Source organism: Chryseobacterium sp. WLY505, assembly GCF_030846215.1.
In the GTDB taxonomy this organism is placed as follows: Bacteria; Bacteroidota; Bacteroidia; order Flavobacteriales; family Weeksellaceae; genus Chryseobacterium.
In genome coordinates, this window is the sequence record NZ_JAVCWI010000001.1 from 832795 (window position 1) to 846506 (window position 13712).

Annotated in this window: 14 protein-coding genes and 1 riboswitch; of the genes, 11 read left to right on the forward strand and 3 right to left on the reverse strand. The window is 36.8% G+C overall.

The window, feature by feature from the left end:
* Positions 1 to 26 precede the first annotated feature (26 nt).
* The 4 genes from RAH34_RS03765 (at position 27) to RAH34_RS03780 (ending at position 3314) form a co-directional block, all read left to right on the forward strand.
* Positions 27 to 806 carry an alpha/beta fold hydrolase gene (locus tag RAH34_RS03765; protein WP_306595187.1) on the forward strand — a complete coding sequence of 260 codons (780 nt, stop codon included), beginning with the start codon at positions 27 to 29 and terminating at the stop codon, positions 804 to 806.
* A 6-nt stretch (positions 807 to 812) separates the two neighbouring features.
* On the forward strand, positions 813 to 1166 hold the full coding sequence (locus tag RAH34_RS03770; RefSeq protein ID WP_114819393.1) for a DUF2200 domain-containing protein: 354 nt from the start codon (positions 813 to 815) through the stop codon (positions 1164 to 1166).
* Between the two features lie 147 nt (positions 1167 to 1313).
* Positions 1314 to 1439: riboswitch (FMN riboswitch) on the forward strand.
* Positions 1440 to 1531: 92 nt separating this feature from the next.
* Positions 1532 to 2179, forward strand: coding sequence for a 3,4-dihydroxy-2-butanone-4-phosphate synthase (gene ribB / locus RAH34_RS03775; RefSeq protein ID WP_114819394.1), 648 nt, complete (start codon positions 1532 to 1534; stop codon positions 2177 to 2179).
* A 136-nt stretch (positions 2180 to 2315) separates the two neighbouring features.
* Positions 2316 to 3314 carry a T9SS type A sorting domain-containing protein gene (locus RAH34_RS03780; RefSeq protein ID WP_114819395.1) on the forward strand — a complete coding sequence of 333 codons (999 nt, stop codon included), beginning with the start codon at positions 2316 to 2318 and terminating at the stop codon, positions 3312 to 3314.
* 193 nt (positions 3315 to 3507) lie between these two features.
* On the opposite strand, the gene RAH34_RS03785 is transcribed toward RAH34_RS03780, so the two are convergent.
* The gene (locus tag RAH34_RS03785) at positions 3508 to 5592 is read right to left on the reverse strand and encodes a TonB-dependent receptor domain-containing protein (protein WP_306595188.1); all 2085 of its coding nucleotides are present in this window, start codon (positions 5590 to 5592) and stop codon (positions 3508 to 3510) included.
* Positions 5593 to 5758: 166 nt separating this feature from the next.
* Between RAH34_RS03785 and RAH34_RS03790 the strand changes: the two genes are divergently transcribed.
* Together RAH34_RS03790 and RAH34_RS03795 are read left to right on the forward strand one after the other, a co-directional pair.
* The gene (locus RAH34_RS03790; protein ID WP_306595189.1) at positions 5759 to 6511 is read left to right on the forward strand and encodes a DUF3575 domain-containing protein; all 753 of its coding nucleotides are present in this window, start codon (positions 5759 to 5761) and stop codon (positions 6509 to 6511) included.
* A 113-nt stretch (positions 6512 to 6624) separates the two neighbouring features.
* Entirely contained in the window at positions 6625 to 7917 is a 1293-nt protein-coding gene (locus tag RAH34_RS03795) for an MFS transporter (RefSeq protein WP_306595190.1), read from the forward strand.
* Between the two features lie 59 nt (positions 7918 to 7976).
* On the opposite strand, the gene RAH34_RS03800 is transcribed toward RAH34_RS03795, so the two are convergent.
* Entirely contained in the window at positions 7977 to 8192 is a 216-nt protein-coding gene (locus tag RAH34_RS03800) for a hypothetical protein (RefSeq protein WP_034696179.1), read from the reverse strand.
* A 218-nt stretch (positions 8193 to 8410) separates the two neighbouring features.
* Between RAH34_RS03800 and RAH34_RS03805 the strand changes: the two genes are divergently transcribed.
* The 5 genes from RAH34_RS03805 (at position 8411) to RAH34_RS03825 (ending at position 11818) form a co-directional block, all read left to right on the forward strand.
* Positions 8411 to 9085, forward strand: a complete 675-nt coding sequence (locus tag RAH34_RS03805) for a DUF4919 domain-containing protein (RefSeq protein ID WP_306595191.1) — start codon at positions 8411 to 8413, stop codon at positions 9083 to 9085.
* A 217-nt stretch (positions 9086 to 9302) separates the two neighbouring features.
* On the forward strand, positions 9303 to 10154 hold the full coding sequence (locus RAH34_RS03810; RefSeq protein ID WP_306595192.1) for an alpha/beta fold hydrolase: 852 nt from the start codon (positions 9303 to 9305) through the stop codon (positions 10152 to 10154).
* On the forward strand, positions 10154 to 10624 hold the full coding sequence (locus tag RAH34_RS03815) for an RNA polymerase sigma factor (RefSeq protein ID WP_306595193.1): 471 nt from the start codon (positions 10154 to 10156) through the stop codon (positions 10622 to 10624). The genes RAH34_RS03810 and RAH34_RS03815 overlap by 1 nt, the downstream gene beginning before the upstream one ends.
* Positions 10614 to 11207: a hypothetical protein gene (locus tag RAH34_RS03820; RefSeq protein ID WP_306595194.1), complete on the forward strand. Its 594-nt coding sequence runs from the start codon at positions 10614 to 10616 to the stop codon at positions 11205 to 11207. Before RAH34_RS03815 ends, RAH34_RS03820 begins: the two co-directional genes overlap by 11 nt.
* A complete protein-coding gene (locus RAH34_RS03825; protein WP_306595195.1) occupies positions 11204 to 11818 on the forward strand; it encodes a class I SAM-dependent methyltransferase in 615 nt (204 codons plus the stop codon). Before RAH34_RS03820 ends, RAH34_RS03825 begins: the two co-directional genes overlap by 4 nt.
* A gap of 94 nt (positions 11819 to 11912) precedes the next feature.
* On the opposite strand, the gene RAH34_RS03830 is transcribed toward RAH34_RS03825, so the two are convergent.
* On the reverse strand, positions 11913 to 13670 hold the full coding sequence (locus RAH34_RS03830) for an ABC transporter ATP-binding protein (protein ID WP_306595196.1): 1758 nt from the start codon (positions 13668 to 13670) through the stop codon (positions 11913 to 11915).
* Positions 13671 to 13712: the final 42 nt, after the last annotated feature.

Genomic DNA, 13712 nt, shown 5'->3' on the forward strand with positions numbered 1-13712 from the left:
AAACAGACCAATACACTCAATTTCATATGGAAAAATACACAATATCATCAGACGGCCAGAAAATTCATTACCAAGAATCCGGAAACGGAAGTACCACATTGATTTTCATCCACGGATGGCTCGGAAATACGGAATGGTGGGCAGATCAGCAAAAATATTTCAGCAGCCAATATCATATTGTACAAATAGATCTTGCCGGACATGGAAAATCCAGTGTTACCAGAAAGGAATGGACGAGTGCAAAATATGGAGAAGACATCAAAGCTGTGGCTGATGCTATCGATTCTAATGAAATCATTCTTATAGGGCACTCCATGTCCGGAGCTTATGTTCTGGAAGCTTCATTGAAAATACCAAAAGTAAAAGCCATAATTCTGATCGATACATTGAAAAACCTGGATGAGTCCTTTACCAAAGAACAGGCTGAAGAAGCACTTTCTCAATATGGAAAAGATTTCAAATACACTGTAGAAAACATTTTGCCTCAATTTTTATTCGCCGAAGGAACACCTCCTGCAGTAAGAGAAAGAGTACAGCATGAATTTCTTCAACATAAACCAGAACTGGCAATCGATGCGCTATGGCCTTTATATAGAACAGATTTCAACAAGTTTGCAAAACAAATTCAAGTACCTGTTATAGCTGTTAATTCCGATGCCTCTCCTACTGATATTGAAGCTAACCGCAAATATTTAAAAGACTATGATTATGTTACCATTGAAGGCGTTGGACATTATCCTATGCTGGAAAAACCTACTGAATTCAATGCTATTCTTGATGAAGTGATCAAAAAACTAATCCAATAATTAAAGATGCAGAATACCAGAATCTTTGCAACAGCATTCTCAAGTGTTTATCCACATTACATTCAAAAAGCAGAAAAAAAGGGACGTACCAGGGAAGAGGTACATGAAATCATATTCTGGCTGACCGGATATCATGAAAAGGAATTACAGGAAATATTAAACAATAAAACTGATTTCAAAACTTTCTTTGAACAGGCTCCACGGATCAATCCCAATGTTGCTTTGATCAAAGGAGCCATTTGTGGATATCGGGTGGAAGAAATTGGAGATGAACTGATGAGAAATATCCGTTATCTGGATAAGCTGATTGATGAATTGGCAAAGGGAAAGAAAATGGAAAAAATACTAAGAACAAACTAAAGATATCAATTCAAAAAGAATCATTCTTTAAATATGATTAAAAACGCTTCTTCAATTCAAAAAACTTCCCGAAATTAGCGGACTGTGCGTTAAATACTATTCAATGAAATAAAAATTTAAATTACAACATACAGCAAACTTAGTATAAGTTTTCTTCGGGGCAGGGTGAAATTCCCTACCGGCGGTTACAGTCCGCGACTCCTTTCTTATGAAGGGACTGATCTGGTGAAATTCCGGAACCGACAGTTAAAGTCTGGATGGGAGAAGAAAATGAGATGACCAATAAGATTCCTTATGGACTCTTGTTGCGTTGTATTTCATTTCCATGTACCGAAGAGTATTTTAACTTTTAAAAGTAAAATAACATGGAAAAATTATTAGAACAATTCGGAGCTACCTCCAGAGAACGTGTAGAAAAAGCACTTCAGACATTACAACAGGGAAAAGGAATTCTTTTAGTAGATGACGAAAATCGCGAAAACGAAGGCGATATCATCTTTCCCGCTTCCACTATTACAGAACAGGACATGGCACTTCTGATCCGCGAATGCAGCGGTATCGTATGCTTATGTATTTCTGAGGAAAAAAGCCGCCACCTCAACCTTCGTCCGATGGTGGAAAACAACAATTCAAAAAATCAAACCGCATTCACCATTTCTATTGAAGCCAGAGAAGGAGTGGAATCAGGTGTTTCAGCAAAAGACCGTGTAACAACAATCAGAACAGCCGTCGCATCAAATGCACAGGCAGAGCATATTGCAAGCCCCGGTCATGTATTTCCCTTAATTGCAAGAGAAGGTGGAGTATTTGACAGACGTGGCCATACTGAAGGCAGCGTAGACCTTGTAAAAATGGCTAACCTGGGTAACGATGCTGTACTTTGTGAACTAACGAATGAAGACGGTTCTATGGCAAGGCTTCCTGAAATTGTGGACTTTGCCCTCAAAAAAGGAATGAGCGTCGTGACCATCGAGGATATTTATGCTTATCGTAAAATGATAATAAGCAACTAAACATACACATTTTTAACGCACAGACCGCCTGTTGATCCGATCAACAGGCGTTTTTATTAAAAATTCAACTAAATTCTCATTAATTTAATAATTGAATACTATTTTTTATTTATTTTTAACAAAAAAATTCTTGACTATGAAAAAATCTTTACTCCTTTTACTAGGAGCATCTGCCATGTTTTCTGCGCAGATCACGCTTACAAAAGCAGCCAATGACCCTATTTCAGGAAACGTTATCAATTACAATAACACAGCTGGCACCGTAAACAACTCTGCAACAGGACCAAACGCAACATTTTCAAATGGAGGTCTTACGATGGGAGCAGCATCGCAAACAAGCTATTCAACTCCTACTGCCACTGAAATAGCAACTTTCCCGGGTTCCAATATTAAAATGGCAGACGGCGCAACAATAGTTTACTATAAAGCGTCTTCGACTAAACTGGAAATCACAGGAATGGTAAATCCACAGGCAACTTTAAACTTTAGCGTGGACAACGGTACTCATATTAATTATCCAACAACTTACGGACCGGCTCAAAACGATACTGCCAAAGGTACTTTCTCCTCATCTTCTGCCAGCGGACTGTTTAGTGGTACAATGACTGCCATTGCTGATGCATATGGAACTTTAATTATAGGTAATCAAACATACAGTAATGTTCTTAGAGTAAAATTCACACAGAATCTTAATCTATATTCATCACTAGATGTTACTTATTCTAACCCTATTGGAGCAATAGTCAATACAGCTTATTCTTATTACGATGCTTCTCACAGATATGCACTGCTTAATTCGACAAGCGGAAACATCAGCATTCCACTGTTGAGCATCAACCAGAATGTAAAAACTACATTTGCATTAAGTGAAACATTTCTGGCCGTAAACAATGCTGCAAAAAAAGAAAACCTAGTGGTATATCCAAACCCTGCTCAGGATTTTATCGGTTTCAAAGGAAATACGGATAATTATTCTAAAGCAAATATTTACAGTCTGGATGGTAAGCTGGTTAAAACTTCAGAGGTAAAATCCGGAAACATTCAGATCTCAGATCTTCCACCAGCATCTTATTTCATTGAGGTCAGTGGAAAAAATGCTGCAGAAACAAAGAATACAAAATTCATCAAGAAATAATAAAAATGCCCGCTCCAATGAGCGGGATTTTTTTTTGTAAGGAAGCAGGAGGAAGGAGGTTGGAAGCTATTTTAGTCTAAGAATAAATAGAGTTTAATTTATTCTATTTTTTAATAAATAAAATCTTCAATGATCATCCGGAGGATATAAACTCCCATCCTCCAGCTTCCCTCTTCCCACCTAGAACCAACGCTTAAAAAGTTGCTGCAGGAGCAGTTTCGTTATTAAGTTTCCGCTGAATTTCTGTCTTTTTCCCTTTCGAGAAATCATAACTCAGCCCTAATACAAACATGGACTTATTGTTCATAATCTGTGTATGAACTTTATAATCTACCAGGCTTTCCGGTAAACTTTTCGTTTTATATTCTGAAGGCATTCCTATCCAGTACATTCCTGTGGAAAATGTCCAGTTTTTATGTTTATAGCTTACAAAAATATTATTCTGATTTTCATTCGTATTAAGGAATGCGCCATTGAGACTATATACAGGAATATTGAACTGATACTGAACGGAAAAAGATTTGTATTCTGAAGAAAGCGAGAAATAATTTCCTAAATAATCATTCTTAATCAAAGCACCTGTACTTGTTTTTACTGTTTCGGAAGTAGGAGTGATCACAGCTTTTATGACCAATAAACTGCTGCCAAAAGGTTTATAGGAACCGGTAAGCTGTACTCCATATCGCTGTCCGTTTTTTCCATTTTCATAAGTCAGTGCATATCCATTCAATACCTCATCCTGAACATAATACTGGTTGATCACCCTGTTGGTATACCGGTAAAATAATCCTGCATTAAAATCAAAATACTTATTATTAAAAGAATAGGTCAGGTTATTAGAAAAGACCTGTTGGGATTTTAAAAAAGGATTTCCCCGTTGAACAATATTAGGAGCCAATTGCACCACATTACTACTTAAAGCGTTACTCCAGGGACTTACCGGATTATAACTTGCTGTGAAGCGAAGGTTCTGATTTCCTTTGATCTGATAAGCTAAAATAACCTTTGGAGTAAAAGTCCATTCATCAAAAGTAGTTTCTGCACTTTTGTTATGAATATTGGTAAGACCAGCTCCAATACGATAACTGAATTTAGCCATTTTCCCAGCAAATTCAGTGTAAAAATACTGTTCCAGATAATTGACACTGTATTGGGAATATCCGGCAAGATTATTCAGATCATTGGAAATAGAAGACCTTGAAATACGGTATCCGGATGAAAGCTTTCCTGCTGTAAAATCATGGGTGTGTGCCAACTCTCCCACCAGACTCGTCTGTTTTGCTTTCAACACCATATCATTATCATATACCGATAGTCCTGAACCTACAATCCATTCTTTGGCCGTTTCTGTAGTATTGGTAGTATAATGAGAGCCTACAACATTAATGCTCAACTCATCTTTTTCTCCAATCTTTTTAGAATAATAAAGATCCAGCTTAGGGATCACATAATCTGAACCATTATTTTTGAACATATTGTGCTCTTCCTTCAGATTATCCTCAGTAAAAACACTCTGCCCCACTCCTTTTGAAAACCTGCTGAAAATATCCATATTCAGTTTAGCCTGAAAAGCATAGTCATCAGGAACAAGTCTGGTAAAACGCAGAGCAATATTCTGAAAAGTATATCCGAAATGATCTTTACGATTTTCATCAGACCGGTAATGTTTTCCATTAAGTCCATAGTCATAGATACTATTGACCCTTCTGTCATTATAATCTCTAAGATTCAGGGAATATTCAAGTCCGAAATTATTCTTTCCTTTTGTATAATCTGCGTAGGCAGAACCATTCACAAATCCAGTATTCAAAGCTGCGGAAACATCAGCTCCGAACACATACCCTGTTTCTGTAGACCTTGTCAGAATATTCACTACCGTATCTGCCCTCGTTGCCCATCTTGCTGGTGGAATATCATAGTATTCTACTTTCACAACTTCACCAGGAGCCACACTTCGGATCTGCATATCGGTAGCTTCAATGCCGTTGATAAGAAATAGCGTGGTTCCTCCTTTCGTACTGGTAATGGTATTGGCTACCGGATCCAGTTGTAATTCCGGAAGAGTACGAAGCAGATCTTTTGCATATCTTGCTTTCTCCAGAGCCTCTTTATCAAAAGTATAAACTGCTTTGTCTGCAAACTGTTTTTTACGCTGGGATTTCAGAATAACTTCCTGAATCTCTTTAGTGGCTGCTGCATCAACTGTATCATTTTTCTTCTCCTGCGAAAACATACAGACACCGCAAAGAAAGAAGAGGGTATATATAGTTTTTTTCATGGCTTAAGATGAATTATACTATTAGGACAGTCGATTACCGGCGAATATTACATTTATCATTGCAAACAATTAAATAATGAACGTTATCTTTCTTTATATTTTACTTATTATGTTAAGTTCAGCCCGTTTTTTGCTCGTATTTTTTTACATCACAAAATATTGAGTCATGAAAAAAGCAGTCCTATTAACTCCGTGCTTCCTGTTTTGTGTTCTGGGAGCTCAGGAAATTCAAAACAGCCCGGCAGAGAAGATGAATATTGTCAAGACCAATGTCACGGCTTATGCATTCAGAAATATTAATCTGTCCTATGAAAGAGCCATCAACCAATGGTTTTCTGTGAATATTGGCTTTGGGACAATGACAGAAGGAAAAGTACCTTTTATCAATGCTTTTCTGAAAGATGAAGATGAAAAAAGATTCCAGAATCTGAGAGTAAAAGCTACTAATTTCACTATAGAGCCAAGATTTTATATTGGGCATGGCTATGGAAAAGGTTTCTATTTTGCACCTTATTACCGCTACTCAAGTGTCACTTCCAATACTTTTGATTTTTATTATGATTATAATGGTCCTGACGGAAATACTTATCAAATTCCGCTTAGAGGCCAGGGAGATACCAATGGAAACAGTGGCGGTCTGATGGTTGGAGTACAGTTCTTTCTGACCAGAAGCCAGAATCTTGTACTGGATTTCTGGATCGCAGGAGCCCACTATGGAAGTGGAAAAGGAGATTTTACGATGTCCTCAGATTATGTACTCACACCGGATATGCAGGCACAGCTTAAAAAGGAAATTGAAAACCTGGATATTCCTTTTGTAAAGTATACGGTAGAAACCAATGCCAATGGAGCGAGAATAAAAGTAGATGGTCCATGGGCAGGTTTCAGAAGCGGGCTTTCGCTTGGATATAGATTTTAAAGAATCACCTTTATACGCTACTCAACCGCTCTTTTCCGGAGCGGTTTGCTTTTTTCTGAAATTTGTATCTTGGATGCCATTATTAAAAAAACTTTTCAGGAAAATAACATTGTATGAACTCAACGGCTATCACCACAGGTCAAAGAATCAAAGCCATTATAGGCGGATCTATCGGAAATCTTGTTGAATGGTATGACTGGTATGCATATGCAGCCTTTGCCATTTATTTCTCCCATTCATTTTTCCCGGATTCTGATCTGAATGCACAACTGATGAATACCGCAGGAATATTTGCTGTAGGTTTTCTTATGCGTCCTATCGGTGGATGGCTGTTCGGAAGTATTGCAGACAAAATCGGACGAAAAAAAGCAATGACGCTTTCTGTTTTGTTGATGTCTTTCGGATCTTTACTGATTGCCCTTACTCCTACCTATCAGTCTATAGGAATTTTAGCACCGTTATTACTTTTGCTGGCAAGATTGCTTCAGGGATTAAGTGTGGGAGGCGAATATGGAGTTTCCGCAACTTACCTCAGCGAAATGGCAACTCAGGACAGAAGAGGATTTTATTCAAGTTTTCAATATGTCACTTTGATTGGCGGGCAGCTTATAGCGTTGGGAATTCAGCTCATTTTACAAAAACTATTGCTCACTGAAGCTCAGCTGGAGGAATGGGGCTGGAGAATCCCTTTTGTAATTGGAGCACTCCTTTCTATTATTGCATTATATCTTCGGGCTAATCTTCACGAAACAGAAGCTTTTGAAAATAAAAAAGAAGTCAGTGAAAAGAAAAAAGGAACAGTGAAAGAGCTTCTGAAACACCCAAAAGCTCTGCTTACCGTTGTGGGATTGACTTTAGGAGGAACACTTGCATTTTATACCTACACAACGTACATGCAGAAATTCTTGGTGAATACGGTACATCTTACCAAGGAAGAATCTACTTTAGTTTCTTTCATTTCGTTATTTATTTTTGCCTGCCTTCAACCTGTATTTGGTGGATTATCTGACAAGATCGGAAGAAGACCGCTTCTTTTAGGTTTTGGTATTCTGGGAACTTTGTGTACCGTTCCGCTTCTTACAGCACTGAGTACAACTACGTCCATTTGGACTGCATTTTTCCTGATTATGGCAGCTTTAATAATTGTTAGCGGATACACTTCTATTAATGCTGTGGTAAAAGCAGAACTTTTCCCTTCCGAAATCAGAGCGCTTGGTGTAGGTTTACCTTACGCTATTACTGTAGCTGTATTTGGAGGAACTGCAGAATATATTGCGCTTTGGTTTAAAAAGATTGGATCTGAAGAATATTTTTATTGGTACATTACCGGTTGTATTCTTTTTTCTCTGATTGTTTATGCTGGAATGAAAGACACCAGGAAAACTTCTACACTGGACAAAGACTAATATCAGAAGTAATATAAAAAACGAGCGCCGCAGAAAATCTGCGGCGCTCGTTCTATTTTTTAATGATAGGCCTGTTTAAATTTTTCAATCATACTATCCAGATTATGACGCTGGACGTATATACTTTTTACCTCTTCATACCTCGGTGATTTGTAGAAAACCTCATGGAAATCCATACTACCGTTTCCTACTTTTACAACTTTCTGTACTTCGATATTCAACTTTCTTAATTCGTCTTTGAAGACTTTAAATTCATCTTGGATACTACTGCTCATTAATATTTATAGTTTTTTAGTTAAAAATTCCATTCACCCCTTCAAATGTCAGGGGTAACCTCTTAAATTCCGAATAAAGTTAGTAAATTTATTGACACAAAGTAATACTTTGATAATATTTTATTATTTTTTTTACAAATAGTAAGTCGATAATATCCGATTGATGCATATTTCGTATTTTTAACCTCGCAAAAAATTGTAACAACCTTACACAAACCATGAATATTAAAGCATTTTTCTCTTTATTTTTCTTAGCCCTGATTACTTTCCTGCATGGTCAGAAAATGGAATTCAAAGCACCGGATTATGTGGAAATTCAAAAAAATATTGAGAATAAAAATTCAGAATTCTATTATCCGAAACTTTTAAAGAGGTTAAAACAGAACGATACGCTTCTTACCAGCAATCAATACCGTCATCTTTATTTCGGATATACCTTCCAGAAAGACTATCAGCCTTATAAAATGGGAAAGAAGTCTGAAGAAGTTGCCAAATATTATCGTGGAGAAGGTATTTCACAAAAAGATCTTTCCAAGGGAATCCAGTTATTTCTTGGCGCATTGGATGAAAATCCGCTGGATTTGCGTGCTATGAATTATCTTGCCTATCTGTATCATTTAAACAATGATGACGCTACTGCTGAAAAAATTGCAGGAAATTTCCACGGATTATTAAATGCCATTCTTACCTCGGGTGATGGATTAACCTGTGAAACAGGCTTTCACGTGATTGCTGTAACAGATGAGTATGTCCTTTTGAACAGGTTTCAAATGGAAACAAAATCACAAAGTCTGAAAGGAAAATGTGATTACCAGGAATTTGAAAAGGATAAATACAAAGTTCCGGGATTTTATTTTGACATCAGCAGATTCTATGGAAGGATATTAGATTAATAATTTTCTGATATTGTATTCATTATTTCATCCCGTTTTTACTTTTCAAAAATAACCGTTATCAATTTTTCTAAAAATAAATTTCATATGAATATACGCTAAACAAAAGGGTTTGAAAGGAGGAGAAATATTTTTTTCAAAAAAAGATTAAATCTTGTGTAACATTTTTTTAAGGTTCGTCTCTAAAAGACAAATAAACTTTAAAACTTTAGAAATCATGAAAAAATTCACATTCCTTTTGATCATCATGTTATTCTTTTTAGCGGTATGCAATATATTCGGGCAACAAACAACTTATCCGTTTGAAGTAAAGAAAACGGGAAAAGGAAATCAATCCTTACTATTCATTCCGGGGTTTGCTTCTTCAGGAGATGTATGGAACGAAACCACAGCAAAGTTTGAAAAAGATTTCACCTGCTATACTTTAACAATGGCTGGATTTGCAGGAACAAAACCACAGGCAGATGCCAGTTTTAAAGACTGGGAAAAAGAAATAGCGGCTTACATCAAAAATAATAATATTGAAAAACCTATTCTTATCGGACATAGTATGGGAGGCGGTCTTGCCCTGGCTATTGCAGCCGACTATCCTGAACTTGTCGGTAAAATTATCATTGTAGATACCCTGCCCTGCCTGGCAGCCTTATCCGATCCTAATTTTACTTCTAAAGAAAACAATGACTGTTCGGCTACTATTACTCAGTTAACAGCAATGAATGATGAACAGTTCCGGAAAATGCAGGCTCAGGCTATGCCACGTCTCTTAGCAGATCCTTCGATGCAGGAAACCGTAATCAATTGGAGCATGAAATCTGACCGAAAAACATTTGCTAAAATGTACTGTGATTTTTATAATACCGATCTCCGAGAAAAAATAAAAAACATTCAATGCCCTTCCCTCATCCTTCTGGAATCCTTTTTTGTTAACCTTAGACCCACTATTGAAGGGCAGTACAAAAATTTAAAGAATGCCAATATGCAGTATGCTTCAAAAGGACTACACTTCATTATGTACGATGATAAGGATTGGTATTTTAACCAACTTAATAACTTTTTATCTGCGAAATAATGGCTTTTGAAGAGATATACGAACTCTACTGGCAAAGGATATTCCGTTTATGTATGGGATATGTGAATGATACTGATATTGCTCAGGATCTTGCTCAGGAAACATTTATCATTGTCTGGCAGCAGCTCCCGAAATTCAGGAATGAATCCAGTGTAGGAACATGGATTTTAAGAATAGCTTCTAATAACTGCCTCCGACAGATTGAAAAGGAAAAGAAATTTGCCAAAACAGATTTACCCATCAATCTGGAAGAAAAAAAACAGGAATCTATGGAACCTCAGATTCAAATGCTCTATCAATTTATTTCAGAATTGCCTGAAACAGACAGAATCATTATTTCGTTGGAACTGGAAGAGATAAAACAGGCTGAAATAGCTCATATCGTAGGACTTTCAGAGTCTAATATCAGGGTAAAGATTCACAGGATAAAAGAAAAACTAACGCAAAAGTTTAAAGACAATGGATACTAATATCGATTTCAAAAATATATGGAAGCAGCAAACTTCCAACAAACCCCATCTGGAAGAACTGCTCGGAAAACTGAAAAAATTCAGAAACCAGAATCTTCGCAAACTGATTCTCGCGAATGTGGCTTTAATCACCACCTCCATATTAATTGCTTTTATCTGGTACATTTACCAGCCTCAGATGATCACTACAAAAATTGGAATTGTACTTGTTATTCTGGCTATGGTCATCTTTCTTCTGGCCTATAACAAAATGTTTATGGTATTTTATAAGATTGATCAAACCCAGTCGAACAGTGAATATCTTCAAAGCTTATACGTGGTCAAAAGCAAACAGAAATGGATGGAGACAACGATACTCAATCTGTATTTTATGATGCTCTTTTTGGGAATTTGTTTGTATATGTATGAATACACTTCCAGAATGACTCTTGGTGCAGGAATTCTGACCTATGCTATAACATGTGCATGGATCGCTTTCAACTGGTTTTATCTGAGACCACGAACCATAAAGAAACAGCAGGAAAAACTTAACGAATTAATTAATAAATTTGAGGAAATCAATAATCAATTAAAAGAATCATGATTTCTTCTGACAACAAAAACCACTGGGAAAATGTATATGAAACCAAAAATCCAGATCAGGTAAGCTGGACCCAGAAAAAACCTCAGACTTCCCTTGATTTTATACATTCTTCCGGATTGGGAAAAGAGGCCAGCATCATAGATATTGGTGGTGGAGACAGCAACCTTGTTGATTTTCTTCTTGAAGAAGGTTATGAAAATATTACAGTTCTTGATATTTCTGCCAAAGCCCTGGAAAAAGCACAGGAAAGACTCGGAGATGCTGCCGGTAAAGTAAAATGGATTGCGACAGACATTACAGCCTTCGAACCTGCAGAAACCTATGATATCTGGCATGACAGAGCTGCCTTTCATTTCCTGACAACCCCGGAACAGGTTTCAAAATATATTGATATCGCAGAAAAGAAGGTCAACCATTTTATGATTGTCGGAACTTTTTCGAAAAACGGTCCTACGAAATGCAGTGGATTGGATATTCAGCAGTATGATGAAGAATCATTATCCGAAAAATTTGAAAAAAGTTTTAAAAAAGTAAACTGTATTACTGAAGACCACACCACTCCTTTTGACACGGTTCAAAATTTTGTATTCTGCAGTTTTAAAAAGCAGTAATGAATTGTATGTAGTTAATTAAATATAAAAAAAGAGAGTCATTTCTGGCTCTCTTTTTTGTTTATCTCATTTCAAAGAAATGGTTTCTCTCTGATTATGACTCTTTTTCTTCCTCCAATTCTACTTCATGGCGAAGCTGGGCTTTGTAAAGAGTGGCATAATATCCGTTCTTATCCAGAAGTTCAAGATGCTTCCCTTCTTCTACAATTTTACCATGCTCCATCACAATAATCTTATCTGCTTTTTCAATGGTAGAAAGTCTGTGGGCAATAATAATAGAAGTTCTGTTTTTTGTAATTTTCTCTGTAGCTCTCTGAATCAGCTTTTCACTTTCATGATCAATGGAAGACGTAGCTTCATCCAGAATTAAAATTTTCGGATCTGATAAATAGGCTCTCAGGAAAGACAACAGCTGTCTCTGTCCTAAAGAAATAGATGAACCTCTTTCGCTCACTATATAATCGTATCCGCCAGGAAGCTGCTGAATGAAATCATCCACTTCAATTTCTCTGGCTCCTGCTTTTATCTTCTCCAGGGTAATACTGTCATCTCCAAAAGCAAGATTTTCAAAAATACTTCCGTGGAAAAGGAATACATCCTGCAATACCACTCCGATATGACTTCTGAGATTATAAAGCTCATAATCTTTTAAATCCACATCATCAATCAGTATATTTCCGGAGTTGATATCATATAATCTTGTAATCAAACTGATAATGGTAGATTTTCCGGCACCTGTTGCTCCTACAATCGCTACGGTTTCTCCCGGGTTTACTTTGAAATCAATGCCTTTCAGCACTTCCTGCTTTTCATCATATGCAAAGTGCACTTTCTGAAATTCAATTTTTCCGGCAAAATGATCTTTCTTCACGGTTCCGTTATTCGGCATTGAGTTTTCTTCATCCATCAATCCCAATACTCTTTCTGCTCCTACAATTCCTCGCTGGATATTGTTGAAACGGTCTGCAATCTGTCTCAAAGGACGGATCAGCATTGAAATATACTGGATAAAGGCAATTACCACTCCGGCACTGATCGTAATATATCCTCCATAGAAAAGGATAAAACCGATGAATAGTGAAGAAATAAGTTCTACTACAGGAAAGAACAGTGAGAAAATAAATACAGTTCTCAGCAATGCTCCCTTCAGCGTAATATTAATATCATCAAATTTCCTGAACTCAGATTCCTGTCTGTTGAAGACCTGAATGATCGACATCCCTGCCAGTCTTTCCTGAACAAAAGAGTTTTGATTGGCCGTCCAGTTTCTTTCATCTCCGAAAGCTTTTTTCAGTCTTTTCTGGAAAAATCTTGTAATAACTACCATTAAAGGTAAAATAGCCAGCGTAATATAACTCAGGTGAACATTGGTACTGAACATCATCACCAGGACAAACAGAATTCTAAGGATATCCCCGAATACCATCAGGAAACCGTCTGTATATACTGTTGCAATTGTTTCCACATCTCCTACGGCACGCGTCACCAGCTGCCCGATAGGCGTTTTGTCAAAAAATGAAGTTTTGAAATAAATCAGTTTAGCATATAAACGCTCTCTGATATCCCTGATCACATTCTGGGAGATGAAATTTGAAAAATAAACCAGGAAAAAGTTTAATATCGTTTCAGCAAACACCAATCCCACAAGGATGTAGATGTGTTTCATCATCAAAGCTTTATCATGCAGCTTTGTAATGTCATTATCCACCACCTGCATCGTAAGATAAGGCCTGTAAGTAGAAACGATGGAAAGGAATATGGAAATGATAAGGGTAAGGATGAACCAAGAACGAAATTTCATTCCGATAAAGAACAGCCTTTTTATAATTCCCCAGGTATCTTGTTTTTTCATTGTACGAATCGAAAGAAAGAATTAAAATAAAATTCTATGCAA

Excerpts from the sequence above, each read along its gene's own strand:
- RAH34_RS03765 (WP_306595187.1), top strand. The coding sequence starts at position 27 with ATGGAAAAATACACAATATCATCAGACGGCCAGAAAATTCATTACCAA.
- RAH34_RS03770 (WP_114819393.1), top strand. The coding sequence starts at position 813 with ATGCAGAATACCAGAATCTTTGCAACAGCATTCTCAAGTGTTTATCCA.
- ribB (WP_114819394.1), top strand. The coding sequence starts at position 1,532 with ATGGAAAAATTATTAGAACAATTCGGAGCTACCTCCAGAGAACGTGTA.
- RAH34_RS03780 (WP_114819395.1), top strand. The coding sequence starts at position 2,316 with ATGAAAAAATCTTTACTCCTTTTACTAGGAGCATCTGCCATGTTTTCT.
- RAH34_RS03785 (WP_306595188.1), bottom strand. The coding sequence starts at position 5,592 with ATGAAAAAAACTATATATACCCTCTTCTTTCTTTGCGGTGTCTGTATG.
- RAH34_RS03790 (WP_306595189.1), top strand. The coding sequence starts at position 5,759 with ATGAAAAAAGCAGTCCTATTAACTCCGTGCTTCCTGTTTTGTGTTCTG.
- RAH34_RS03795 (WP_306595190.1), top strand. The coding sequence starts at position 6,625 with ATGAACTCAACGGCTATCACCACAGGTCAAAGAATCAAAGCCATTATA.
- RAH34_RS03800 (WP_034696179.1), bottom strand. The coding sequence starts at position 8,192 with ATGAGCAGTAGTATCCAAGATGAATTTAAAGTCTTCAAAGACGAATTA.
- RAH34_RS03805 (WP_306595191.1), top strand. The coding sequence starts at position 8,411 with ATGAATATTAAAGCATTTTTCTCTTTATTTTTCTTAGCCCTGATTACT.
- RAH34_RS03810 (WP_306595192.1), top strand. The coding sequence starts at position 9,303 with ATGAAAAAATTCACATTCCTTTTGATCATCATGTTATTCTTTTTAGCG.
- RAH34_RS03815 (WP_306595193.1), top strand. The coding sequence starts at position 10,154 with ATGGCTTTTGAAGAGATATACGAACTCTACTGGCAAAGGATATTCCGT.
- RAH34_RS03820 (WP_306595194.1), top strand. The coding sequence starts at position 10,614 with ATGGATACTAATATCGATTTCAAAAATATATGGAAGCAGCAAACTTCC.
- RAH34_RS03825 (WP_306595195.1), top strand. The coding sequence starts at position 11,204 with ATGATTTCTTCTGACAACAAAAACCACTGGGAAAATGTATATGAAACC.
- RAH34_RS03830 (WP_306595196.1), bottom strand. The coding sequence starts at position 13,670 with ATGAAAAAACAAGATACCTGGGGAATTATAAAAAGGCTGTTCTTTATC.